Here is a 22,644-nt window from a genome sequence, read left to right as displayed (position 1 = left end):
CGGCATGTGAAGCGTCTTGCCTGCAATTAGTTGCTATCTGAAGTTCTAGTCGTCCCTCATACCAACGCTCATGCTGTAAGAGCTGCAGTACGACCTGGCGTGACTTGGGAAATTTCAGCAAGCCCTACCTAAGAAAGAGTAGGGACATTCTTGTAAGCCTGAAATCTCAGGGTCGATCAGGGGTGAATGAGGAGCTGATCGATTGGCTTGATGATGCATTGAAGCGTATGTCGTGGCGGAGCTGGGACACGACTCGCACTGGCTTGAAGGTTGTCGGCACCGGACTTCTCGCTTTCCACATCATTCGGAACTCCTTCACTGTCGAGCCTGGCTTGGTGGCGATGTATCTCGCCATCGTTTTCAGCGTTGGTTTCGCCTTCGTTGTGGTCATCTATCCAGCCGTCGATTGGGCCTCCGGGACTCAGCAGACGGCCAGTCAAGGGATGAGTGAGCAGATGGCCAGCGCCATCAAGCGCCATCCCCTGCGTCTGGCTCTGCTGATCCCTGGGGAGGACGGCATCTTCTTTGTTCCCCTTCTATGGGTTGGGATCACGCCCCTCACCGCTGGTGTGGCTGCGGCGGCGTTTGCCGCTGTTCACCTTCCGGAGTATTCGATCAGAGCCTGTGCGCCAAAGTTCGTGTTCTTGTTTGCTGTTGCCATGGTTGTCCTTCCCCAAGGCATTGGATCCGTCGTGGTTGGTCATCTCCTGGTCGATGCCATTGCCTTCACGACATTGAACCTGCTCAGCGCCGATGAGGCGGCCGCCTTATCGCCCGTAGACACCGCCTCAGGCAAGCCCTGAGCCCTCAGGCGTTGCTCCAGGCGCCGTTATCCACCCGCAGGCTCGAGCCGCGCTCGCCCGCAATCACCTCGATGCCGCCGCGGATGCGCTCGCGCAGGGCGCCGACGTGGCTGATCAGGCCGATCAGGCGGCCCCCCTCCCGCAGCCGGTCGAGTTCGTCCATGGCCAGCTGCAGGTTGTCGGGATCAAGGCTGCCGAAGCCCTCGTCGATGAACAGGGCCTCCAGGGGCACGCCGCCGGCGTGGGCCTGCACCGTGTCGGCCACGCCCAGGGCCAGGGCCAGGGAGGCCTGGAAGGTTTCGCCGCCGGAGAGGCTGCTCACCTCCCGCTCCTCGCCGGTGTAGGCATCCAGCACCCGCAGACCCAGGCCGGCGTTGCGACCGCCGTGGCCGCCCTCGTCGGTGAGCCGCAGCTGGTAGCGGCCGGAGGTCATCAGGGTGAGCCGCTGGTTGGCGTAGCCGCAGATGTCGGCGAGGTAGGCCGAGAGCACCCAGCGCTGCAGGGAGATGTAGGGGGCCGCCTTGCCCTGGCAGCGGTTGGCGACGGCGCCCAGGCGCTCGGCCCGCTCCTGCTTCTCCGCCAGATCGCCGGCGCCGGCCCGGTGTTCCGCGGTGAGGCGGGTGATCTCCCGCTGGGCGGCCCGGGCTTCGCTGTGGCGCTCCACGGCCCGGGTGCGGGCCGCATCGGCGCGGGTCACGGCCTCGCCGGCGGCGGCGGTGTCGGGGCGCTGCTCCGGCAGATCGGCCAGATCGGGGGCGGCCAGGAGGTTGCGCTGCTCGATCACCGCCGCCTCGTAGGCCGCGATCCGCTCCACCAGCTTCAGGCGCCAGCTCTCCTCCTGCAGGGCCGCCTCGGCGTCCGCCGCCGTGGCGAACGGTGAGACGGCCAGTTCCTGGCCCAGCCGCCGGGCCGCCTGTTCCAGCTCGCTGGTGGCGCGGGTGTGGGCACCGGCCCCGGCCACCAGGACCTTGAGGGCGGCCTCCAAGGGCCCGAAGGCCCGCAGCACCGCACCCGGCTCCAGCCCCTCCCCCAGCTCCCGCGCCACCTGCTCCGCCAGGGTCCGCTGCCGCTGGCTGGCCTCGGCGGCGGCCCGGCGCTCCAGGGCGATGGCCGTGGCGGCCGCCTCGATGGCCTTGGCCAGCTGCTGGCGTTGCTGCTCCCGATCTGCCGTTCGCTGCTCCAGTGACGGCAGACCGTCGGCCAGGGCCTGGGCCGCCAGCTGGGCCGCAGCGGCGCTGCCGGCGGCCTGGCGGGCGGCGAGCGGATCGGGGCCGTCCCCCGCCTTCTCCAGCACGGCGGCGAGGGCGGCCTGGGCGTTGGCCAGGGCCACTGCGGCCGCCTGCGCTGCCTGGGTGGCCGCGGCCAGGGTCCGTTCCGCGGCGGCGATCGCTCCGTCGTCCACCGCGTCAGCGGAGGGCCGGGCCGGCGCCGGGTGGGCCGTGGCGCCGCAGACCGGGCAGGGGGCGCCGGCGTCCAGACCGCCGGCCAGCCGGGCGGCCATGCCCTCGATCTGGCGCCGCCGCAGGTCGTTGAGGCCGGCGGCCGCCGTGTTGACCTGACGATCGGCGCCGTTCCTGGCGGCCTCGGCCGCCCTGCACCGTTCCTGGGCCGGGACGATGGCTTCGGCGGCCACGGCGCGGCCATCGGCCTCCCGGGCGGCCCGCTGCAGGCCCTCGAGCTGGTCGCGGGCGCTGCGGGCCTGGCTGAGCAGCGCCAGCTCCCGCTCCTGTTCCGACGCCAGCCGCTCCTGCTGGCCGACGGCGGCGGCCCGCCCGGCCTCGGCCTCGCCAGCCCGCTGGCTGGCGGCGGCCGCCGCCCCCCCGGCCTGGGCGGCTTCTTCGGCCTTGCGGGCCAGCTCGCGAACCTCGGCCCCCCGGGCGGCCAGGTCGGCGCCGGCCGCGGCGAGATCTTCGGCGCTGGGCAGGGCCGTCAGGTCGAGCCGATCCACGGAGACCGGCAGCGCCCGCGCCCCGTCCCTGGCCTGGAGTGCTGAGCGCAGCTGGGCCTGCAGCCCCCGCTCCACCCGCACCATCTCCTGGCGCGCTTCCTGTTCGGCCACCAGGCTGGGGCGCAAGGTTTCGGCCCGCTCCGCCAGCTCCAGCTTCTGGCGGTACTCCGCCACCGTCTCCCGTTTGGCGTCCAGTTCACCCAGCCGGGCGCTGGCGGCGGCGCGCCGGTCCCAGCGCTCCGCCTGCGCCGTGAGAGCCGCCTGGGCCGCCTGGGCCGCCGTCAGGCTGGTGACGGCCGACCGCAGGGCGGCTTCGGTGCCCCGCACCACCCCGCCGATCTGCTCCACCAGCATCTCGAGGCCGGCCTGGTCGGCGGGTGGCTCGGGCGGTTCGGGGGCGTGGGGGGCCCAGGCGTCGGCCGCCCGGCGCCGCAGCACCTCCTGCTCCCGGGCCTGGTCCAGCGCCAGGTTCCGCGCCGCGCGGGCCTGGTCTTCGAGCCACCAGCCGGCCCGCTCGTAGATCACCGTGTCGAAGAGGGTTTTGAGCAGGGCTTCGCGCTCCTCGGCCTTGGCCCGCAGCACCTCGGCGAAGCGCCCCTGGGGCAGCAGGATCACCTGGCGGAACTGGGCGGCATTGAGCCCCACCAGGTGTTCCACCTCGCGGGTCACCTCGGTGGTCTTTGCCGCCACGGCCTGGTCCGGTGCCCCGGCGTCCAGGCGGAACAGGACCGCCTGGGACGCCTTCTCGGTGGTGCCCTGGCCGCGGGCCTTGGGCGCGGTGTGGGCGGGGCTGCGCTCCACCCGGTAGCGGGCGCCGCCGCTGGAGAACTCCAGGCTCACCCTCGGCACGGCGGAGGGGGCGGCATGGTCGGAGCGCAGGCCCTTGACGCTGCGGTCGCCGGATACCTCGCCGTAGAGGGCGAAGCAGAGAGCATCGAGCAGGAAGGTCTTGCCGGCGCCGGTGGTGCCGTGGATCAGGAACAGCCCCTCGGCGGCCAGGGCGTCGAAGTCGATCGCCACCGGATCGGCATAGGGCCCGAAGGCCTCGATCGAGAGGCGGTGGGGCTTCACCGCTCCCCTCCCCGTTCCGCCGCCGCCAGGGCCGCCCGCAGCAGTTCGGCCTCCGGCTCGCCGGGCGGCTGGCCCTGCTGGTCGGTGAAGAAAGCGGTGGCCAGCTGCAGCGGCGAACGGGCCTGGCGCACCTGGCGGTGGCGCTCGGCGCCGCCGGCGCGGGCCAGCTCCGGGGGCTCGTGGCGCAGCTCGGCGATGTGGGGGAAGCGGGCCCGCAGGCGGGCCATGGCCTGGAGCGGCAGGGTGTCGTCGGTGAGGATCGCCCGCACCCGCGCCTCGCTGGCGGCGGCGTGGAGGGGGTCGCCGCAGAGCTCCTCGATGGGGCCCCGCAGGGTGCACAGGGGCCGGCCCACCCCCAGGGGCACCACTTGCACGGTGGGGGTGCCGTCGGCGGCCAGCTCCACGATCCGCACCGACTTGACGTGCCGCTCCTCGGAGAAGGAGTAGGCCAGGGGGGTGCCCGAATACGCCACCCGGGGGCCGTCCAGCTGCTGGGAGGCGTGCAGGTGGCCCAGGGCCACGTAATCGAAGCCCGCGAAGGCCGCCACGCTCACCCGGTCGACGTTGCCGATGGTGAGCTCCCGCTCCGACTCCGACGTCTCCCCGCCGGCCACGAAGGTGTGGGCCACCAGCACCGAACGGTGGGGCGGCCGTTCGCGGCGGTCGGCGTGGATCCGCTCGATGGCCAGCCGGGTCACCTCCTCATGGCGCAAGCGCACCGGCCCCCCGGCCAGGGCCGGCCCCACCACCGCCGGCTCCAGGTAGGGCAGGGGATAGATGGCCACCGGCGCGCCACCGCCCCTGGGTGTCACCAGCACCGGCTCGGTGGCCCGGCCCACATCGCCCCGCACCGTGACGCCGAAGGCCGAGAGCAGCGGGTCGTACACCGACACCCGCACATGGGAATCGTGGTTGCCGGCGATGGCCACCACGGCGGTGCCGCCGGCACTGAGCATGGCCAGGGCCCGGTTGAATAGGTCCACCGCCTCAGCCGGCGGGATGGCCCGGTCGTAGAGGTCGCCGGCGATCAGCACCGCATCGACGGCCTGCTCACGCGCCAGTTCGGCGATCCGCTCGATCGCCGCCGCCTGCTCCTCCAGCAGCGAGGCGCCGTGAAAACTGCGGCCCAGATGCCAGTCGGAGGTGTGCAGCAGGCGCATGGGAACAAGGTACCGAGGCCAGCGGCGCCCAGGCGGTCGTCAGTTGGTGCTGGCGGCCGTCAGGGAGTGGAGGGTCTGGACCTGGCCCGGCGAGAGGGCAAAGTTCAGATCGCCGGCGGAACTCGGCACCGTGATCCTCAGGGGCAGGCCATCGGCAGGGGTCGGCTCAAGGCTGCCGGCGTCGAACTGGGAGGACGTGGCCGGGATCGCACCACCGGCAGAGGCCGTGAGCTCTTTGCTGAGGTTGGCGAGACTCCAGTCCTGATCCTTGCCATCACTGAGCAGCAGGGGGCGGGCATGGTCCAGGCTCAGCTTGGGGGACTCCGCATTCAGCCGTAGACGCAGACCCGTGGCCGCGTTGATGTCGGAGCGTTCGTAGAGCATGACGCCGAGGCGGTGCCCCGCGCCGTCATCCAGGTTCCAGTTGCCATCGGTTTCGGCGGCCGTGGCGGCGGGTGGCGACAGCAGCGAGGCCAGGACGAACAGCCCGACCGCCACGATCCCTGAACGGCCGATGTCGGCGAGGCGATGCCAGGGCGTCATCACCATGGAGGTGAAAAAAGCAAGGATTCTTTTCATTGGCGTGTGGTTCTCTGCGGGGACATTTTCAACCTAATAAGATCGCCTGATGCGGCGCAGGCGGATATCCAACGTGTGAGAAGGTTGTCTTCGTCAGTATCCTCGGTAAGCGCAAATAATCCCTCCCCATTCCCAGTGAGAGCCTGAGCATCTGCTTCTTGCCAAGGGTCTCTTTGCCCCCGGAAAGATAGGCAATCTGCAGCAGACTCAGTCCCGCCTGCGGCATCCGTGCAGCGCCGACTTCATCGGAGGGCATCATTGGCTGGCCGCGCTCTGCCCTCCCGCTGCGAGGCAGCGGGCCATGCTGAAGCCATGAACCCCTCCACACCGGCAGCCACCGCTGAGCCAGGCCACTGGGACCAGCGCTACCGGCAGGGCGCCGACGGCTGGGAACTGGGCCGGCCGGCTCCGCCGCTGGAGCGGTTCCTGCGTAGCCATCCCCTCGCTCCCCGGCCGCCGGGGACGGTGCTGGTGCCGGGCTGCGGCCGCGGCCATGAGGCCGCCCTGCTCGAGCAGCTTGGCTTCAGCGCCATCGGCCTGGATTTCAGCGGCGAGGCCTTGGCCGAAGCCCGCTCCCTGCACGGCCCGGATCGGGCCGCTCTGCGCTGGCTGCAGGCCGACCTGTTTGACCAGCAGGCCCTGGAGGCGGCGGGCCTGGCGCCCGGAAGCCTCAGCGGGATCGTGGAGCACACCTGCTTCTGCGCCATCGATCCGGGCCGCCGCGACGCTTACATCGCCACCGTCCGTCGGCTGCTGGCGCCGGGGGGCTGGCTGCTGGGGCTGTTCTGGTGCCACGGCAACCCGGGCGGTCCGCCCTGGGGCAGTGACCCCGAGGTGGTGGCCGCCCAGCTGGCCCGGGCGGGGCTGGTGGCCGAGCTCTGGGAGCCGGCCAGCGGTTCGGTGGACCAGCGCCAGGACGAATGGATCGGCCTGTGGCGCCGGCCGCTACACCCTGTTCCAGGGCATTACGGCCAGCAGGCGGGCCATGCCGCAGAAGCCGGAGATGCCCGCGAAGGTGAGCCCGGCCCCCACGAAGCCGCTCAGCCAGATCCAGCCCGGGGCCACCACCTGGCTGAGGATCACCCCCAGCAGCACCAGGCTGCCGGCGACGATCTGCACCTGGCGCATCAGCGGCAGCGGCGCCCCCTTGAGCTGGTGCACCGGGAAGCCGGCCTGCTGCCAGGCGGGTAGGCCACCGAGCAGGTCGGCGACGGGGTGGGGATGGCCCAGTTGCAGCAGCTGGGACAGTCCCTTGCCGCTGCGGTTGCCGCTCTGGCAGACCAGCACCAGCGGGCCGCGGGGCAGGTCGGCCTGGGCCAGGCGGGAGAGGGGGACGTTGAGGCTGCCGGCGATGTGGCCGGTGGCGTACTCCATCGGTTCGCGCACATCGATCACGCTGACCTCACCGGAGGCCAGCCGTTCGGCCAGGTCGTGGGCGCCCAGGCGGCTGGGGGTGGTCACAGGTGTGCTGGTCATGGTTGTGGGGGTCATGGAGGGAGGAAGGAGTGGGATGGAATTCACATGGCAAGCACTTCAGGCCTGCACGACCCCGTCCAGGGGGAAGCCCTCGGCGGCCCAGCGGCTCAGGCCGCCGTGGAGGTTGGCCACCTGCAGGCGGCCGGCCTTGAGCAGCTGCTGGGTGGCGAGGGCCGAGCGGCTGCCCGAATGGCAGACCACCACCAGCGGGCGACCGGCGGGGATCTCGGCTGAGCGGCTCTCCAGTTCCGGCAGGGGGATCAGCAGGCTGCCGCCCACATGCCCGTCGGGCCCGGCGAACTCCTCGGCGGAGCGCACATCGAGCACGGTGACGTCGCCGCGGTGGGCGGCCACCCAGGCGGGGCTGAGTTCGGGCAGTCCGGCGTAGCTGCGCGCCATCGGTGCCCAGGCCGGCGCGGCGCTGGCCTCGCGGGGCTTGCCGGAGCGCATGTTGCCGGGCAGGGCCTGGGCGATCCGGTGGGGATGGGGCAGCCGCATGTTCTCCATGTGGCCCACGAAGTCCCGCTCGGTGGCGTTGCCGCCGAGGCGGGCGTTGAAGGCCTTCTCCTCGGTGACGGAGGTGACATGGCGGCCGGTGTAGTCGTGGCCGGGGTACAGCAGGCAGTGATCGGGGAGGGTGAGGATCTGGCCGGTGATCGAGGCCCAGAGGGTGTGGGCGTCGCCCTGCTGGAAGTCGCAGCGGCCGCAGCCGCGCACCAGCAAGGCGTCGCCGGTGAAGGCCATCGTGTGGTCGTCGAGCACGAAGGTGAGGCAGCCGTCGGTGTGGCCGGGGGTGGCGCGCACCTCCACGTGGCGGCCGCCGAAGAGGACGCGATCGCCGTGCTTCAGGGGACGGGTGACGTTCTCGGCGCCGACGCAGGCGGCCAGGCCGATGGCACAGCCGGTGGCCTCGTGCATCAGCCAGCTGCCAGTCACGTGGTCGGCATGGGCGTGGGTGTCGATCGACGCCACCAGCTCGAGGCCCAGTTCCCGGATCAGCGCCAGGTCGCGGTCGTGCTGCTCGAAGACCGAATCGACCAGCAGGGCCTGGCGGCTGGCCACATCCACCAGCAGGTAGGTGAAGGTGCCGGTGTCGGCATCGAACAGCTGGCGGAACAGCAGTGGGGCACCCCCGGCGGCGGCGGCGAGGCAGAGGGAAGGCGCTGGGGCGACGGCCATCGGTGCTCAGGCATCAAGTGTTATGACTATAGCCGCATAGCAGGGAAGGCGGGTGATTCTGCGGCGCATCTGCAGATCGCCGGCGGCCGTGCTCCGCGCCTCAGGGCGCCAGCCGCTCGATGGTCCAGGCCGGGGCGCCCGCTTCCTCGCCGGGTGCGATGGGGTCGGCAGGCCGGTAGCGGAAGCGATCGTGCAGGCGGTTGCTGCGGCCCTGCCAGAACTCGAACTCGAACGGCACCACCCGCAGGCCGCCCCAGGCCGGTGGCAGCGGCACTTCGCCATCGGCGAAGCGGCGTTTCATGGCGTCCCACTGCATCTCCAGGATCGAGCGGGAGCTGATCACGGCGCTCTGCTGCGACACCCAGGCCCCCAGCCGGCTGCCGACCGGCCGCGAGAGGAAGTAGGCCAGCGATTCGGCGGCGCTGATCCGCTCGGCCCGGCCCAGGATGGCCACCTGCCGCTCCAGCCCGTACCAGGGAAACAGCAGGCTCACCTCCGGATGGGCGCCGATCTCGCTGGCCTTGCGGCTTTCGTAGTGGGTGAAGAACACAAAGCCCCGCCCGTCGAAGGCCTTGAGCAACACGGTGCGGGCGCTGGGGCGCACACCATCGCTGGTGCCCAGCACCATGGCGTTGGGCTCGTCCAGCTCGGCCGCCACCGCCTGATCGAACCAGCGGCGGAACTGCGCCACAGGATCGGCCGCCAGATCCCCCCGCCGCAGCGCCTGGCGCCGGTAGTCGCGGCGCAGCTGGGCGGGATCGGTGGGGGTGGCTGGATCGCCCATGGCCAGCCGTCGCGCGGCGTCGTGCTTGCCCCAGCCTGGGGCCTGCGGCGCCATGGGTCAGCCCTCCTATCGTGCTACCTGCCACTGCAGGTGGGAGTCCATGGATCCAGCGACGGACGGCGACGCCCACCAGCGGCTGCGTTCCCAGGGGTTGAGGCCGATCCAGATCTGGGTGCCCGACGTGCGCTCACCCCGGTTCGCCTCCGAGGCCCGTCGCCAGAGCCTTCTGGCCAATGCCGGACCCCTGGAGGCCGAAGACCAGGCCTTCGTGGACGCCATCTCCGTGTGGCCGGATCAGGCTCAGGAATGAATCGCGGCGATCGTGCAGGACGATGCTTTCGACGCCAGGGATTCGGTGACGATCTGTCCGCTCACGAGCCAGACCACGGACCTCCCCCTGTTCCGAATCCCGGTGGAACCCTCACCCAACAATGGTCTGGCCGTCTCCAGTTGCCTGATGGTGGACAAGCTCACCACCGTGCCCCGCGCACGGCTGGGTCGAAGGATCGGGATCCTCGATGACCCGCTTCTGGTGCGGATGAATCGCTCCATCCTGGTCTTCCTCGGCCTGGCCCGCTGATCGCCCAGGTGAAGGCGTCATCACTGAGAACCCAATCCAGTTGCTGCCGGCCTTTGTGCACTCGCTGTTGCTCTGAGGGCGGCGTACAGCTCAGCTCAAGGAGTTGAACGAATCTCCACCCAGGGCTCAGTTTCGCTGAGGCTGGCCATCGCTTGATTGAGGTGGCGCAGCAGGATCCGCTGGAGCGAGACGTTGGACGTATTCCCGACCCGAAGCCAGATCACCTGGGGAGGTGGGCCTTGCTGAGCGAGAAGGTTGAGGAAATCCCTGTCCTTGGTCATCACTACAGCTCCTGCCTCCTTCGCCTTCAGGAAGATCTGCCGATCCTCGGCATCTCGCAGGCCCAGATCTCTGACCGGGAACGTCTGGATGCCGGGGAAGCTGCTGCTGATCCACTTGGAGAGCGCTGGTGACAGCTGCGCGTCGAGCCAGAGAATCACGCCACCAGCACGGGATGATCGACTTCACGCGCCGCGTAGCTCAGGGCTGCTGGGAGATCCTCAGCTTCAAGATCGGGGAGCTCGGCGAGGATCTGCTCGCTGCTGAGGCCGGCGGCGTAGAGGTCGAGCACATCACTCACGCGGATGCGCATACCCCGGATGCAGGGCTTGCCACCGCATTGCGCGGGGTTGTGGGTGATCCGGGAGGAGGTCATCAGGCCAGGTTAGGCGCCCCTCTTGGACAGAGCGCAACACCTGGGCTACCTGCCCTGCACAACCTTGGTCGTGTCTGCCCGTACCCCAAACGGTCCCCAGTCCAGGCAGACTCCCTCCAGCGACGACTGACCTGATCCACCAGTGCCCGATCCGGATCAGCTGAACGACTTCCTCGAAGCCCTGGGAAAGGCCGGCAGCCCCGCCAGGAACTCGACCCTGCGGGAAGCACTCGGCTGGGAGGAGACCCTCTACGAGGAGGTGAAGGCGGAACTGGTGGCCAAAGGGATCGTGGTGCGCGGCCGGGGCCGCAGCGACAGCGTTTCTCTGGTGGGCGCCGAGCCGGTGTCCCAAGCGGCGGCACCGGCCAGTAACGGCCGCAAAGGAAAAGCCGCCGGCAACGGCACCGCCAACCTGGGCTTTGAGGCCAAGCTCTGGCTCACGGCCGACAAGCTGCGCAACAACATGGACGCGGCCGAGTACAAGCACGTGGTGCTCGGCCTGATCTTCCTCAAATACATCTCCGACAGCTTCGAAGAGCACCGCGCCAAGCTGCTGGCAGGCGTTGGCGACTACGAGGGAGCCGACCCGGAAGACCCCGACGAATACAAGGCCGAGAACGTATTCTGGGTGCCGGCCGAGGCGCGCTGGAGCCACCTGCAGGCCCATGCCAGGGAGGCCACGATCGGCAAGCTGGTGGACGACGCCATGGTGGCGATCGAGCGTGACAACCCGCGCCTCAAGGGCGTGCTGCCGAAGGACTACGCCCGTCCGGGCCTCGACAAGCAGCGTCTGGGGGAACTGATCGATGTGATCGCCACGATTGAACTCACCGCCGCCAGCGAGGGCGAGCAGACCCATCGATCGGTGGATCTGCTGGGCCGGGTGTACGAATACTTCCTCACCCGCTTTGCCTCAGCCGAGGGCAAGAACGGCGGCCAGTTCTACACGCCGAGCTGTGTGGTGCGCTGCCTGGTGGAGATGCTGGAGCCCTACAGGGGCCGAATCTACGACCCCTGCTGCGGCTCCGGCGGCATGTTCGTGCAGAGCGAGAAGTTTGTGGAAAGCCACGGCGGCAAGCTGGGCGATATTTCGATCTATGGCCAGGAGAGCAACGCCACTACCCGCCGCCTGGCGGTGATGAACCTGGCCCTGCGTGGCATCGAGGCCGACTTCGGCCCCGAGCACGCCGACAGCTTCCGCCGTGACCTGCATCCGGATCTGCGGGCGGATTATGTGCTCGCCAACCCGCCCTTCAACGACTCCGACTGGTTCCGCAAGGACGACGACGTGCGCTGGCAGTACGGCGTGCCGCCCAAGGGCAATGCCAACTTCGCCTGGGTGCAGCACTTCATCCACCACCTGGCGCCGCAGGGTATGGCCGGCTTCGTGCTCGCCAATGGGAGCATGAGTTCCAATCAGAGCGGTGAAGGAGAGATCCGCCGCGCCCTGATCGAGGCGGACCTAGTGGACTGCATGGTGGCCCTACCGGGCCAGCTCTTCTACAGCACCCAGATCCCGGTGTGTCTGTGGTTCCTGGCCAAGAGCAAGGCCGCCGATGGCCAACGGGGCTTCCGCGATCGGCGCGGGCACACGCTGTTCATCGATGCCCGCAAGCTCGGCACCCTAATCGATCGGGTGCACCGGGAGCTGCTGGAGGCCGACTTGGCGAAGATCAGCGGCACCTATCACCGCTGGCGGGGAGTGAACGGCGCGGACGACTACGAAAATGTGCCGGGCTTCTGTAAGTCCGCCACCACTGCCGAGATCGCTACCCATGGCCACGTGCTCACGGCAGGGCGGTACGTGGGGGCGGAGGAGGTCGACGACGACGGTGAGCCGTTTGAGGAGAAGATGCCGCGGCTGGTGGCTGAGCTGGAGGCTCAGTTTACGGAGTCCGCAGAACTGGAGCGGGCCATCAAAGCCAATCTACGGGGGCTGGGTTATGGCGGGTGAATGGGAGGAAACAACGCTCGGCGCCGAAGCAGATTTACTAACGGGCTTCCCCTTCAAAAGCGAACGCTACACCGATTCGCCCGATAGCATCCCTCTTGTTCGTGGTGACAACATTGTTCAAGGCGCAATGCGATGGGATGGCGTCAAGAGATGGCCTATCTCTGAGCGTGGCCAATACTCTATGTATGAGCTTAGTGAAAATGACGTTGTTCTGGCGATGGATCGACCTTGGATTGAGGCTGGACTCAAGTATGCAACCATTTCCAAGCATGACCTCCCGTGTCTGCTTGTTCAGCGAACCGCGAGACTTCGGGGCGGCCCAAATCTTGAAACCAAATTTCTCCGCTACATCATCGGCAGTCGGGAGTTCACCCAGCACATCCACGCCATAACTACTGGCACTGCTGTTCCTCATATCAGTGGGAAGCAAATCAAGGACTTCAAATTTCTACTCCCACCCCTCGCAGAGCAAAAAGCAATCGCCGAGTTACTCGGGGCGCTGGACGACAAGATCGAGTTGAACCGGCGGATGAACGCGACGCTGGAGGCGATGGCGCGGGCGCTGTTCCAGAACTGGTTCGTGGATTTCGAGCCTGTTCGGGCCAAGCTTGATGGGCGGCAGCCCCTTGGGCTCGATCCAGCCACAGCCGCCCTTTTCCCTGAACACGTGGAAGACTCACCTCTCGGCAAGAAACCAAACGGTTGGCAAGTCACTACGCTCGACAACGTGCTTGCTGTGTTGGAAACAGGCGGTCGACCAAAGGGTGGAGTTGGTGGAATCACGAGTGGTGTCCCCAGCATCGGGGCAGAGAGCATCGTGAGCGTCGGCATGTTCGACTTTGGCAAGACGAAGTTCGTGCCGGTCGAGTTCTACCAAGGAATGAAGAAGGGCCACATCGAGAGCCACGACGTGCTGCTTTACAAAGACGGCGGACGCCCCGGCGAATACGAGCCACACGTGAGTATGTTCGGCGACGGATTCCCATTTGAGAAATGCAGCATCAACGAGCACGTCTATCGACTGCGAACCAACGAGCACCTCAGTCAAGAGTATCTCTACTTTTGGATGACCTCAGAGTTCGCCTTCGCCGAAATGAGAATCAAAGGAACTGGCGTCGCCATCCCCGGGCTGAACTCAACCGCCGTTCGTTCGCTTGGCGTGCTGGTTCCACCGCATCCCATCCTCGAAGCGTTTACGAAACAAGCCGCGCCGCTGGTGACCCGAATCCTCTCCAACGCGAAGCAATCCCGCACCCTCGCAACTCTTCGCGACACGCTGCTGCCGAAGCTGCTGAGCGGAGAGTTGAGCATTAACTGAGACAAACCCATGAGAAAACCAACTGCATCAGCTTCGTCGCCATCACTACAACCGCCTGCCTCACCTAGTGCGGTTTCGACTTCCGGCAAGTCCATGTTTTTTGACCCCGAAGCTGCTGCATGGAAGGAGTTAAAGCCGGATATTCCAGCGGACACCGACTCATCCGAGGAGCAGAGAATTTTGACTGCATCGAAAGGTGCCAAAGAAGAACTGAAGAGTTTTCTGCTTTCCTCCCTCCAGATGCAGCATGTTGTTGTGCTTGCAGGTAGTGGAACGTCGTTAGGACCGGTCACGAAAGGACCTTCGATGTGGAATCTATGGGATTACTGCGTGAATAGCAATCCTGGAACGGACAACGATGAACGAACAATTTCGGCCACAGCATCGAATGTGATTGCCGAAACTGGATACGATGTCGCGAGTGAGAAAGAGAACATCGAAGCTCTTCTCTCCCGATGTGAGGCCTATTTACAGGTGAAGACAAGCGCAGACGTGACAGCCTTCATCACGGAGTCGAAGAGGGTGATTCTGGAAAAGTGCTCTGAGTTTCTCGACCTAGAGGATGCAACACAGCTTGCAGCTCATCGCACTTTTCTACACAGGCTTTCCCGGCGTCGCGTCCGAGATTCCCGTCTGAAACTTTTCACGACGAACTACGATTTATGTTTTGAAACTGCTGCGGGAAAGCAAGGGTTGGTCGTGCTCGACGGTTTCTCGTTTTCTCAGCCGCGACAGTTTGATCCGCGCTTCTTCTTGTATGACATTGTACGTAGACCGGCTACTGGCGACGAAATCGGGACACCGCTGGAAGGTGTCTTCCACATGTATAAGCTTCACGGCTCGGTCAACTGGTCTCGCAACCCTGTAGAGGAAATAGTGGTGGAGCAGAATCCATCTCCAGAATCTGCTTGCCTGATCTACCCAGCAAAGGGAAAGTATCAGCAGTCGTACGTTCAGCCACACCTTGAGCTAATTTCGCAGTATTTCTCAGTGCTCCGCGAACCTAACACTTGCCTTATCGTTATTGGATTTGGATTCAACGACGATCACTTGTCCGAGCCAATTCTTGCAGCTGTGAGAACAAATCCTCACCTACGCTTGATTGTCGTCAATCCATCGGCTGATTCGCTCACACTGCAATCACATGAGCAGAACAAGTACTGGGGTACTCTGCTTGACTTGGCCAAGCAAGGCGAAGATGTGTGGCTCATTAAGGCGAAATTCGGAGATTTTGCAGAGATGATTCCCGATCTTAAATCCTTGACTCCTGCTCAGCGCCTCACTCGTGACATCAAACTCGTAGCTAGTACATAATGAGCAGGTCATCCAACATCGAGGACGCGTTCCCAAGGGGATTACTGCGCCCTGAATTATTCATCGGAGTTTTGTCCTCCGTGGCAGCTCAGGCTGTCCGCTTCAATTTGAATGATGCAGGGTCACCCAGTGGAGCGCACTTTCTCGGAGGTCGTTATGGGAAAGGTGAGGTCGGGGAGTTCGTGCTGATTGAAGGCCAGATCAATTTGTTGCTCGGTCGCGTGGTTGAGATTCATCTTCCTGAATCAGAAAGACGCTCTGTAGATGCATCCCATTCAAAGGTGTCGGACCTCGATGCTTTGGGCACAATACAACTTCTCGGTTCGGTCGCGATGGATTCGCTGCGCGTCACTGCTGGGGTTGAATCCTACCCTCGATTGGGAGACCGGGTTTACGCTGCTCCGCACAAATTCGTCGCAGATCTGCCGAGCTTGATGCAGCCGGAGGGAAGTCCGGAAAGTAAAGTGCTACTCCGCCTAGGTTCTATCGATGTTGCACTTGAAAGTTCAGTTTCGATACGACCGGAAAAATTGTTCGGGCGTCACTGCGCGATCTTGGGCACCACTGGAGGTGGTAAGAGTTGGACAACTGCTCGCATCATTGAAGAATGTCTGAAACACAAAACCAAGATCATCCTCTTGGACGCTACCGGTGAGTATCGAGGATTCTCGGGACCATCCGTGTCCCACTTTCACCTTGGCTCTCCAATTTACACGGCTACAGCGTCTTTGCCTTGTTCACTTCCACCGACTTGCTTTATTGAGTCGGACTTCATTGCGCTATTTGAGCCCGCAGGGAAAGTACAGGGGCCAAAAATGCGTGCTGCCATCCGTAGCTTGCGTTTGGCGAAGCTGGCTCCCGCTATCGCACCAAACGGTTTTATCAAGAAGATCGACCAGCTTAAAGCTGCTGTTAATGCAGAAGAGCAGAAGACTGGAGTGTCCGAGAAGCTCGATGATCCTAGACAGGAATTCGATGTAATGAAGCTCGTTGCCCAAATTGAGCAGGAGTGTGTTTGGCCAGATGGCAGAAATTGGACGACAAAGCAAAGCGACCCATCAAAATGGGGTGGTGAAACCGGTGACTTCTCCTACTGCCTATCGCTTGTCTCGCGGATTAACGCGGTCCTGACCTCGAATGCATTCTCGTGTGTGTTTATGTCTGCTGATCCCGCTTTGACAGTAGCTATTGACGATTTTGCGACAAACGACAACCGACTGCTGCGCGTCTGCCTTAGCGGGGTGGCATACGAGTTTAAAGCGCGCGAAATCGTTGCGAATGTTGTAGGAAGGCACCTTCTAAACAAGGCAAGATCAGGCGCATTCACTGACTCACCAGTTGTTGTTATTGTTGATGAAGCCCACAACTTTCTTGGAAGGCATATTGGAGGCGAAGATGCCGTTGCGAGGCTAGATGCCTTTGAACTAATTGCCAAGGAAGGGCGTAAGTATGGTTTAAACATTTGCCTGGCAACCCAACGGCCACGAGATATCACCGAAGGAGTTTTGAGTCAGATGGGCACGCTTGTTGTTCATCGATTGACAAATGAACGCGATCGCGATGTGGTCGAACGCGCATGTGGAGAAATCGATCGTTCAGCTTCCTCTTTTCTCCCAAACCTGAAGCCGGGCGAAGCTGCAATCATTGGGGCGGATTTTCCGATTCCTCTGACAATTCAAATCTTCCCTCCCGAGGTGCAGCCGAAATCAGACGGCCCAGACTATCAAATGCATTGGCAACTTGATCCCCCCATGCCGTGAACCTCAATCATTCTATTGAAGAAGCTGCATCACCTGCCTGCTTCCAGGTGTTGGACTATGCCTTGCTCCCTGGGTTCCATCTGGAGCCTGGGAACACCATCTCAAGCCCAGACGACGCTTGTGGCCCTGCGCCTCGATTTTCGACGCCCAGCTCCCCGAATTTCGGCGCCCAGCTCCCCGAATTTGGTCGTCTGCTGCCCGAACTTGGCCTCCAGCTCCCCGAATTTGAGCGCCAGCTCCCCGAATTTTCCCGAGCAGCGCGACCTTGAGGGTTGCTTGGTGGCAGGTCAGCTGCCATTTCCTGTGGTGGATGATCTGGCGCCGCTCTGAGAAGCTTTGCGCTCCCGTTTGGAAGCAATGGCATCAGAGCCACGAATCAAGAGAAAGCTGGATCGCCAGGTGCTCATTGATGTCGTCCTGGACCTTTGCGAAGAACGGTTCATCACCCTCCGCTGCCTGGCAGAACTGGTGAATCGGAAGCCCGACACCCTCCGGGATCAGTACCTCAAAGTGCTCGTCCGCCAGCGGCAGCTCAGCCTTGCCTTCCCGAAAACGCCCAACCACGAACGCCAGGCGTACACAACCGTCAAGCCGACCGCCCCATGACCAATCCCCGCCCTTTCGCCCTGCGCTTGTTCGTGCCTTCCGGGCTCCCAGAGGGCATGCGCATCGTGGAGAAGACGAACTGGAGCGGCATCGGCTACGTGATCCCTCGCTCCCAGCTCAAGGAGTTCACCCAGCGCCCGGAGGCCGGTCGTCCTGGCGTGTACGTGCTCACGGGTCCCGACCCTGAGGACGGTGGCGCCGACCTTGCCTACATCGGTGAGGCGGACCCCCTCGGACGGCGTCTTGAGCAACACCAGGCCAAGGAGTTCTGGACCACCGCCTACGCCTTCACCTCCAAGGACGGCTACCTGAACAAGGCCCATGCCCAGCACCTGGAGGCCAGGCTGATCGGGCTGGCCCAGGCGGCGAAGCGCTGCCGGTTGGAGAACGTGGTGCAGGGTCACGCGGTCAACCTGGCCGAGATGGACCGCGCTGAGGCTGAGGGCTTCCTGGACGAGGTGCTGGTCTGCTGTCCAGTGCTCGGGCTCAGGGCCTTTGAGCAGCCACCCAGCTTCCCCTCCATCAATCCCAGCAAGCTCTTCTTCCTCAGGGGTCCGGACTCCGAGGGCAGGGGATACGAGTCACCGAACGGGTTCACTGTTCTCAATGGGGCCAAGGGGCGCCGCGACTTCACCGCCAGCTCTCCCGACGCCCTGATGCGTACCCGGGAGCAACTCATCCGCCAGGGCGTCCTTGCCAGGCAGGACAACCAGGTGGAGCTGCTCCAGGACTACGAGTTTAAGTCGCCGTCCCAGGCGGCGGGGCTGCTGCTCGCCCGCAGTGCCAACGGCCGGCTCGAGTGGAAAGATGCCGCCGGGATCACCCTCAAGGAGCACCAGGAGCGGGCGGCGGCGGCAGCCTCCGCAGACGCTGATCCGTGAGGTCCCACCCCACCCACCTGCCAACCGGGCTGATCCCATCTAGCGTCTGGCCAGTGACGGGCTCCCTGGTGAGACCGATGTTGAGTGACGGCGCTCCCCAAAAGCCCTGGGCGGTGACCCCCGAAAAGATCGCGGAAGCCTTGCTCCGGTTGGTCGCCGCGGCCTCTCCCACGTGCCTGATCGCTTTTGGCTCTGCTGCCACAGGGGATCTGAGCATTGCCAACGACCTTGATCTTCTGGTGGTGGAAGCCCAGGTGGCCGACCGCTACCAGGAAATGCTGCGCCTGCGCCGTGTCCTGCGCGGGCTGCTGATGCCAATCGACCTGATCGTGACAAGCCAGGCCCTCTACGACTCCCGCGCCCAAGTGCCGGGCACGGTGGAGTTCGCCGCCCGCACACAAGGCCGGGTGCTCTATGCGGGCGATTGACCAGGCCCATCATGACGAGCCTCGCAGAGACCAGCAGTGGCGAGATCCTCGTGTATGAGGCTCCCGACGGCAGTGCTCAGGTTGATGTCCGCCTCGACCGGGAAACGGTTTGGCTCAACCAGGAGCAGATGGCCGAATTGTTCGGCAGGGAGCGCTCTGTCGTCACCAAGCACATCCGCAACGTCTTCAAGGAAGGCGAGCTGGACTCCAAGGCAACCAGTGCAAAATTTGCACAGGTTCGTTCGGAGGGGGGGCGGACGGTCACGCGGGACGTGGACCACTACAACCTCGATGTGATCATCTCGGTGGGCTATCGGGTGAAATCCCAACGCGGCACGCAGTTCCGCATCTGGGCCACCCGCACGCTCCGTGAGCATCTGGTGCGCGGCTACACGCTCAACCAACAGCGCTTTGCGCGCAATGCCGCAGAGCTGGAAACCGCACTGAACCTGGTGCGCAGGGCCGCCGCCGGCGAGGCGCTCACCTCGGACCAGGGCCGGGGGCTCGTTGATGTGATCGCCCGGTACACCCAGACCTTCCTCCTGCTGCAGGGCTACGACGAGGGCCTACTCACCGAGGCCAAGGGTGTTCCTGGTGGTGTGCTGCTGGCCCCGAGCGAGGCGAGGGCCGCGGTCGCCCGTCTGAAGGCTGATCTGATCGCACGGGGCGAGGCCACCGAGCTGTTCGGTTGTGAGCCCAAGGACGGATTGGCCGCCCTGCTCGGCAATCTCGACCAGAGCGTTTTCGGTGATCCGGCCTATCCAACAATCGAGTCGAAAGCGGCGCATCTTCTCTATTTTGTCGTCAAGGACCACCCCTTTACCGATGGCAACAAGCGCATCGGCTCCTTCCTGTTCGTCGACTTCCTGAATCGCAACGGCCGGCTCTTCCGCAATGGTGAGGTAGTGATCAACGATGTAGGGCTCGCGGCGCTTGCGCTGCTCGTCGCCGAATCGGCACCGAAGGACAAGGACGTCATGATCCGGCTGGTGATGCATATGCTCACAGGGCCGCCCCGATGACCCTCAACGAAGCCCTCATCGAAGAGGCGGCCCTCGGCTGGTTCCAGGAGCTGGGCTATGTCGTGCTCCCCGGCCCCCAGCTGGCTCCCGGCGAACCGGCGGCGGAGCGGGAATCGTTCAGCGATGTGGTTCTGGTGGGCCGGTTGCGCGAGGCCATCCGTCAGCTGAACCCGGCCATTCCTGAAGATGCCCGGGAAGAGGCCCTGCGCAAGCTGTTGCGCCTGGCCACGCCGTCGTTGCTGCAGACCAACCGCGCCTTCCACCGTCTGCTCCGTGAGGGCGTACCGGTGGAATACCCACGGGCCGATGGCAGCATCGCCGGCGACCATGTGCGGCTGGTCGACTTCGCCGCCGTTGCCGCCAACGACTGGCTGGTGCTGAACCAGTTCTCGGTGAGTGATGGCCAGCACAACCGCCGGCCCGATCTGGTGGTGTTCCTCAACGGACTTCCCCTTGGCCTGATCGAGCTCAAGAACGCCGCCGCTGAAGGCGCCACCATCTGGAGCGCCTACGCCCAGCTGCAGACCTACAAGGCCGAGATTCCCACGCTCCTCCAGTACAACGCCGCCCTGGTGGTGAGTGATGGGTTGCAGGCGCGCATCGGCTCGCTCACGGCCAACCAGGAGTGGTTCAAGGTGTGGCGCAGCATTGATGGCGAGGCGCACGCCCCCGCCACGGCCCTGGAGCTGGAAACGCTCATCCGTGGCGTGTTCGAGCCGCAGCGCTTTCTTGATCTGCTGCAGCACTTCATCGTCTTCGAGGAAGACCCGGATTCCGGCGCCCTGCACAAGATCATCGCCGGCTACCACCAGTTCCATGCCGTGAACGCAGCGGTGCAGGAAACCGTGCGCGCCAGCGGCCTCGGCCAGGCAGCCCGCAGCCAGGGCGGCCGGCCGGGCGACCGCCGTGCCGGCGTGGTGTGGCACACCCAGGGCAGTGGCAAGAGCTTCTCGATGCTCTTCTACGCCGCCCGCATCGTGCGCCATCCGGCGATGCAGAACCCCACCCTGGTGGTGCTCACCGATCGCAACGACCTCGACGACCAGCTCTTCGGCCAGTTCCAGCGCTGCGCCGACCTCCTCGGCCAGACGCCCATGCAGGCCGCCAGTCGCGAGCAGCTGCGCGAGCTGCTCAACCGGGCCAGCGGTGGCGTGGTGTTCACCACGATTCAGAAGTTCATGCCGGACAAGGGCGAAGCGATGCCCGAGCTGAGCGCCCGAGCGAACATCGTGGTGATCGCCGATGAAGCCCACCGCAGCCAGTACGGCTTCGGCGGCAAAGTCAACGAGAAAACCGGCGTGATCTCCTACGGCTTCGCCAGCAACCTGCGCGATGCCCTCCCCAACGCCTCCTTCATCGGCTTCACCGGCACGCCGATCGAGCAGACCGACGCCAACACCCGCGCCGTGTTCGGCGATTACATCTCCATCTACGACATCCAGCGCGCCGTGGCCGACAAGGCAACCGTGCCGATCTACTACGAGAGCCGCATCTCCAAACTCTCCCTCAATGCCGCCGCAATCCCCAGGCTCGACGCCGAATTCGAGGAGATCACCGAAGGCGAAGAGTTCACCCAAAAGGAAAAGCTGAAAACCAAGTGGGCCGCCCTCGAAGCGCTGGTGGGCGATCCCAAGCGCCTCGCCCTCGTGGCCGCCGATCTGGTGGCGCACGTGGAGAAACGTCTGGAGGCGATGGATGGCAAGGCGATGGTGGTGTGCATGAGCCGCCGCATCTGCGTGGATCTCTACAACGCCCTGATCCAGCTGCGGCCCGAATGGGCGGACGACACCCTCAAGGTGGTGATGACGGGCAGCGCCGAAGAGGGCCCCGACTGGCAGCCCCACATCCGCAGCAAAGAGGCTCGCCGCAAACTCGCCAATCGCTTCAAGGACGCCGCCGATCCGTTCAGGATCGTGATCGTGCGCGACATGTGGCTCACCGGCTTCGATGCCCCCTGTCTGCACACCATGTATGCCGACAAGCCGATGCAGGGCCACGGCCTGATGCAGGCCATCGCCCGTGTGAACCGGGTGTTCCGCGACAAGCCTGGCGGCCTGGTGGTGGATTATCTCGGCCTCGCCGATCAGCTCAAGCGGGCTCTTGCCACCTACACCGAAAGCGGCGGCCGGGGCGACCCTGCTCCCCTTGTGATCCAGGCCATCGCCGTGATGCTCGAAAAACACGGCATCGCCTCGGATCTCCTGCATGGTTTCGACTGGTCCGCCTGGACCAATGGCACCCCTACCCAGCGCCTGCAGCTTCTTCCCGCCGGCCAGGAGCACATCCTTTTGCAGGAGAACGGCAAGCAACGCTGGCTGCAGGTGGTGGCCGAACTCTCCCGCGCCTTCGCCCTCTGCGCCGCCAGCGACGAGGCCACCGCCATCCGCGACGACGTGAGTTTCTTCCAGGCGTTGCAGGCCGCCCTCGCCAAGCAAACCAGCAGCACCAGCAAAACGCCCGAGCAGATCGATGCCGCCATCCGCCAGCTGGTGAGCAAGGCGATCACCACCGAAGGCCAGGTGATCGATGTGTTCACCGCCGCCGGCCTGCCCAAGCCCGACATCTCGATCCTCAGCGACCAGTTCCTCGCCGAGGTGCGTGGCCTCAAGCACAGGAACGTGGCCGCCGAGCTGCTGGAGAAGCTGCTCAAAGACGAACTGAAAGTGCGCTCCAAGCGCAACCTCGTGCAGAGCCAGGTGTTCTCCGAGAAGCTCAAGAAAGCCCTCAACGCCTACCACAACCGCGCCATCACCACCGCCGAGGTGATCGAAGAGCTGATCGCCCTCGCTAAGGAACTCGATGCCGCCAGCAAGCGCGGCGAATCCCTTGGCCTCACCGACGACGAAGTGGCCTTCTACGACGCCCTCGCCGCCAACGACAGCGCCGTGCAGGCCATGGGTGACGCCAAGCTCAAAGTGATCGCTGCCGAACTGATCACCCAGGTGAAGAAGAGCGTCTCGATCGACTGGACCCTGCGGGAAGGCGCCCGCGCCAAGATCCGCGTGATGGTGAAACGCATCCTCAACAAATACGGCTACCCCCCCGATCTGCAGGAAGAGGCGGTCAAAACCGTGCTGGCCCAGGCGGAGCTGCTCTGCGCCCAGTGGGTGTGAAGGACCTCCCTGT

21 protein-coding genes and 1 pseudogene are annotated in these 22,644 nt (G+C 65.0%); 12 read left to right on the top strand and 10 right to left on the bottom strand.

The window, feature by feature from the left end; genetic code table 11:
* Positions 1-182 precede the first annotated feature (182 nt).
* Positions 183-803 (top strand): hypothetical protein, encoded by a 621-nt coding sequence (locus KBZ12_RS09700; RefSeq protein WP_254957726.1) that lies wholly within the window; start codon positions 183-185, stop codon positions 801-803.
* A gap of 4 nt (positions 804-807) precedes the next feature.
* On the opposite strand, the gene KBZ12_RS18500 is transcribed toward KBZ12_RS09700, so the two are convergent.
* From KBZ12_RS18500 to KBZ12_RS09675, 4 genes are read right to left on the bottom strand one after another with little or no spacing between them, the layout of a single operon-like run.
* Positions 808-3,822, bottom strand: coding sequence for an SMC family ATPase (locus tag KBZ12_RS18500; protein ID WP_315859292.1), 3,015 nt, complete (start codon positions 3,820-3,822; stop codon positions 808-810).
* Positions 3,819-4,982, bottom strand: a complete 1,164-nt coding sequence (locus KBZ12_RS09685) for an exonuclease SbcCD subunit D (protein ID WP_254957725.1) — start codon at positions 4,980-4,982, stop codon at positions 3,819-3,821. Before KBZ12_RS09685 ends, KBZ12_RS18500 begins: the two co-directional genes overlap by 4 nt.
* A 39-nt stretch (positions 4,983-5,021) precedes the next feature.
* Positions 5,022-5,531, bottom strand: a complete 510-nt coding sequence (locus KBZ12_RS09680) for a DUF3122 domain-containing protein (RefSeq protein WP_254957724.1) — start codon at positions 5,529-5,531, stop codon at positions 5,022-5,024.
* Between the two features lie 58 nt (positions 5,532-5,589).
* Positions 5,590-5,817 carry a hypothetical protein gene (locus KBZ12_RS09675; RefSeq protein ID WP_254957723.1) on the bottom strand — a complete coding sequence of 76 codons (228 nt, stop codon included), beginning with the start codon at positions 5,815-5,817 and terminating at the stop codon, positions 5,590-5,592.
* Between the two features lie 56 nt (positions 5,818-5,873).
* On the opposite strand from KBZ12_RS09675, the pseudogene KBZ12_RS09670 reads away from it, so the two are divergent.
* Positions 5,874-6,386, top strand: a pseudogene (locus tag KBZ12_RS09670) (methyltransferase domain-containing protein); the annotation flags it as partial.
* Positions 6,387-6,506: 120 nt separating this feature from the next.
* On the opposite strand, the gene KBZ12_RS09665 reads toward KBZ12_RS09670, so the two are convergent.
* From KBZ12_RS09665 to pdxH, 3 genes are all read right to left on the bottom strand, one after another.
* Positions 6,507-7,037 carry a rhodanese-like domain-containing protein gene (locus KBZ12_RS09665; protein ID WP_254957722.1) on the bottom strand — a complete coding sequence of 177 codons (531 nt, stop codon included), beginning with the start codon at positions 7,035-7,037 and terminating at the stop codon, positions 6,507-6,509.
* A 57-nt stretch (positions 7,038-7,094) separates the two neighbouring features.
* Positions 7,095-8,216, bottom strand: a complete 1,122-nt coding sequence (locus tag KBZ12_RS09660) for a rhodanese-like domain-containing protein (RefSeq protein WP_254957721.1) — start codon at positions 8,214-8,216, stop codon at positions 7,095-7,097.
* Positions 8,217-8,316: 100 nt separating this feature from the next.
* The gene (pdxH, locus tag KBZ12_RS09655) at positions 8,317-9,000 is read right to left on the bottom strand and encodes a pyridoxamine 5'-phosphate oxidase (protein ID WP_254957734.1); all 684 of its coding nucleotides are present in this window, start codon (positions 8,998-9,000) and stop codon (positions 8,317-8,319) included.
* Between the two features lie 100 nt (positions 9,001-9,100).
* Here pdxH and KBZ12_RS09650 point away from each other — a divergent pair, with 100 nt between their 5' ends.
* Positions 9,101-9,310, top strand: a complete 210-nt coding sequence (locus KBZ12_RS09650; protein ID WP_254957719.1) for an antitoxin MazE family protein — start codon at positions 9,101-9,103, stop codon at positions 9,308-9,310.
* 12 nt (positions 9,311-9,322) lie between these two features.
* Positions 9,323-9,580: a type II toxin-antitoxin system PemK/MazF family toxin gene (locus tag KBZ12_RS09645; RefSeq protein ID WP_254957718.1), complete on the top strand. Its 258-nt coding sequence runs from the start codon at positions 9,323-9,325 to the stop codon at positions 9,578-9,580.
* Positions 9,581-9,675: 95 nt separating this feature from the next.
* On the opposite strand, the gene KBZ12_RS09640 is transcribed toward KBZ12_RS09645, so the two are convergent.
* Entirely contained in the window at positions 9,676-10,020 is a 345-nt protein-coding gene (locus KBZ12_RS09640; protein ID WP_254957717.1) for a DUF5615 family PIN-like protein, read from the bottom strand.
* Positions 10,017-10,235 carry a DUF433 domain-containing protein gene (locus tag KBZ12_RS09635; protein WP_254957716.1) on the bottom strand — a complete coding sequence of 73 codons (219 nt, stop codon included), beginning with the start codon at positions 10,233-10,235 and terminating at the stop codon, positions 10,017-10,019. The genes KBZ12_RS09640 and KBZ12_RS09635 overlap by 4 nt, the downstream gene beginning before the upstream one ends.
* Before the next feature lie 142 nt (positions 10,236-10,377).
* Between KBZ12_RS09635 and KBZ12_RS09630 the strand changes: the two genes are divergently transcribed.
* The 4 genes from KBZ12_RS09630 (at position 10,378) to KBZ12_RS09615 (ending at position 16,581) form a co-directional block, all read left to right on the top strand.
* Positions 10,378-12,189, top strand: a complete 1,812-nt coding sequence (locus KBZ12_RS09630; protein ID WP_254957715.1) for a class I SAM-dependent DNA methyltransferase — start codon at positions 10,378-10,380, stop codon at positions 12,187-12,189.
* On the top strand, positions 12,179-13,507 hold the full coding sequence (locus tag KBZ12_RS09625) for a restriction endonuclease subunit S (protein ID WP_254957714.1): 1,329 nt from the start codon (positions 12,179-12,181) through the stop codon (positions 13,505-13,507). Before KBZ12_RS09630 ends, KBZ12_RS09625 begins: the two co-directional genes overlap by 11 nt.
* 93 nt (positions 13,508-13,600) lie before the next feature.
* Positions 13,601-14,821 carry an SIR2 family protein gene (locus KBZ12_RS09620; RefSeq protein WP_254957713.1) on the top strand — a complete coding sequence of 407 codons (1,221 nt, stop codon included), beginning with the start codon at positions 13,601-13,603 and terminating at the stop codon, positions 14,819-14,821.
* On the top strand, positions 14,821-16,581 hold the full coding sequence (locus tag KBZ12_RS09615) for an ATP-binding protein (RefSeq protein WP_254957712.1): 1,761 nt from the start codon (positions 14,821-14,823) through the stop codon (positions 16,579-16,581). The genes KBZ12_RS09620 and KBZ12_RS09615 overlap by 1 nt, the downstream gene beginning before the upstream one ends.
* 363 nt (positions 16,582-16,944) lie before the next feature.
* Here KBZ12_RS09615 and KBZ12_RS09610 read toward each other — a convergent pair whose 3' ends face one another.
* Positions 16,945-17,145 (bottom strand): hypothetical protein, encoded by a 201-nt coding sequence (locus KBZ12_RS09610; RefSeq protein ID WP_254957711.1) that lies wholly within the window; start codon positions 17,143-17,145, stop codon positions 16,945-16,947.
* Positions 17,146-17,183: 38 nt separating this feature from the next.
* Here KBZ12_RS09610 and KBZ12_RS09605 point away from each other — a divergent pair, with 38 nt between their 5' ends.
* From KBZ12_RS09605 to KBZ12_RS09590, 4 genes are read left to right on the top strand one after another with little or no spacing between them, the layout of a single operon-like run.
* On the top strand, positions 17,184-18,068 hold the full coding sequence (locus tag KBZ12_RS09605) for a GIY-YIG nuclease family protein (RefSeq protein WP_254957710.1): 885 nt from the start codon (positions 17,184-17,186) through the stop codon (positions 18,066-18,068).
* 53 nt (positions 18,069-18,121) lie between these two features.
* The gene (locus tag KBZ12_RS09600) at positions 18,122-18,496 is read left to right on the top strand and encodes a nucleotidyltransferase domain-containing protein (protein ID WP_254957709.1); all 375 of its coding nucleotides are present in this window, start codon (positions 18,122-18,124) and stop codon (positions 18,494-18,496) included.
* Between the two features lie 11 nt (positions 18,497-18,507).
* The gene (gene rhuM, locus KBZ12_RS09595) at positions 18,508-19,518 is read left to right on the top strand and encodes a virulence protein RhuM/Fic/DOC family protein (protein ID WP_254957708.1); all 1,011 of its coding nucleotides are present in this window, start codon (positions 18,508-18,510) and stop codon (positions 19,516-19,518) included.
* Positions 19,515-22,631, top strand: coding sequence for a type I restriction endonuclease subunit R (locus tag KBZ12_RS09590; protein WP_254957707.1), 3,117 nt, complete (start codon positions 19,515-19,517; stop codon positions 22,629-22,631). The genes rhuM and KBZ12_RS09590 overlap by 4 nt, the downstream gene beginning before the upstream one ends.
* Positions 22,632-22,644: the final 13 nt, after the last annotated feature.

Source organism: Cyanobium sp. Cruz CV13-4-11, from assembly GCF_024346055.1.
GTDB lineage: Bacteria > Cyanobacteriota > Cyanobacteriia > PCC-6307 > Cyanobiaceae > Cyanobium.
Note: the sequence above shows the minus strand (reverse complement) of the source record. Positions and strands in the feature narration are given on the sequence as shown.

What these genes read in the sequence shown, in the direction of transcription:
- KBZ12_RS09685 (WP_254957725.1), bottom strand. Translation starts at nt 4,982, where the DNA reads ATGCGCCTGCTGCACACCTCCGACTGGCATCTGGGCCGCAGTTTTCAC.
- KBZ12_RS09680 (WP_254957724.1), bottom strand. Translation starts at nt 5,531, where the DNA reads ATGGTGATGACGCCCTGGCATCGCCTCGCCGACATCGGCCGTTCAGGG.
- KBZ12_RS09675 (WP_254957723.1), bottom strand. Translation starts at nt 5,817, where the DNA reads ATGCCCTCCGATGAAGTCGGCGCTGCACGGATGCCGCAGGCGGGACTG.
- KBZ12_RS09665 (WP_254957722.1), bottom strand. Translation starts at nt 7,037, where the DNA reads ATGACCAGCACACCTGTGACCACCCCCAGCCGCCTGGGCGCCCACGAC.
- KBZ12_RS09660 (WP_254957721.1), bottom strand. Translation starts at nt 8,216, where the DNA reads ATGGCCGTCGCCCCAGCGCCTTCCCTCTGCCTCGCCGCCGCCGCCGGG.
- pdxH (WP_254957734.1), bottom strand. Translation starts at nt 9,000, where the DNA reads ATGGGCGATCCAGCCACCCCCACCGATCCCGCCCAGCTGCGCCGCGAC.
- KBZ12_RS09650 (WP_254957719.1), top strand. Translation starts at nt 9,101, where the DNA reads ATGGATCCAGCGACGGACGGCGACGCCCACCAGCGGCTGCGTTCCCAG.
- KBZ12_RS09635 (WP_254957716.1), bottom strand. Translation starts at nt 10,235, where the DNA reads ATGACCTCCTCCCGGATCACCCACAACCCCGCGCAATGCGGTGGCAAG.
- KBZ12_RS09625 (WP_254957714.1), top strand. Translation starts at nt 12,179, where the DNA reads ATGGCGGGTGAATGGGAGGAAACAACGCTCGGCGCCGAAGCAGATTTA.
- KBZ12_RS09620 (WP_254957713.1), top strand. Translation starts at nt 13,601, where the DNA reads ATGTTTTTTGACCCCGAAGCTGCTGCATGGAAGGAGTTAAAGCCGGAT.
- KBZ12_RS09615 (WP_254957712.1), top strand. Translation starts at nt 14,821, where the DNA reads ATGAGCAGGTCATCCAACATCGAGGACGCGTTCCCAAGGGGATTACTG.
- KBZ12_RS09605 (WP_254957710.1), top strand. Translation starts at nt 17,184, where the DNA reads ATGACCAATCCCCGCCCTTTCGCCCTGCGCTTGTTCGTGCCTTCCGGG.
- rhuM (WP_254957708.1), top strand. Translation starts at nt 18,508, where the DNA reads ATGACGAGCCTCGCAGAGACCAGCAGTGGCGAGATCCTCGTGTATGAG.
- KBZ12_RS09590 (WP_254957707.1), top strand. Translation starts at nt 19,515, where the DNA reads ATGACCCTCAACGAAGCCCTCATCGAAGAGGCGGCCCTCGGCTGGTTC.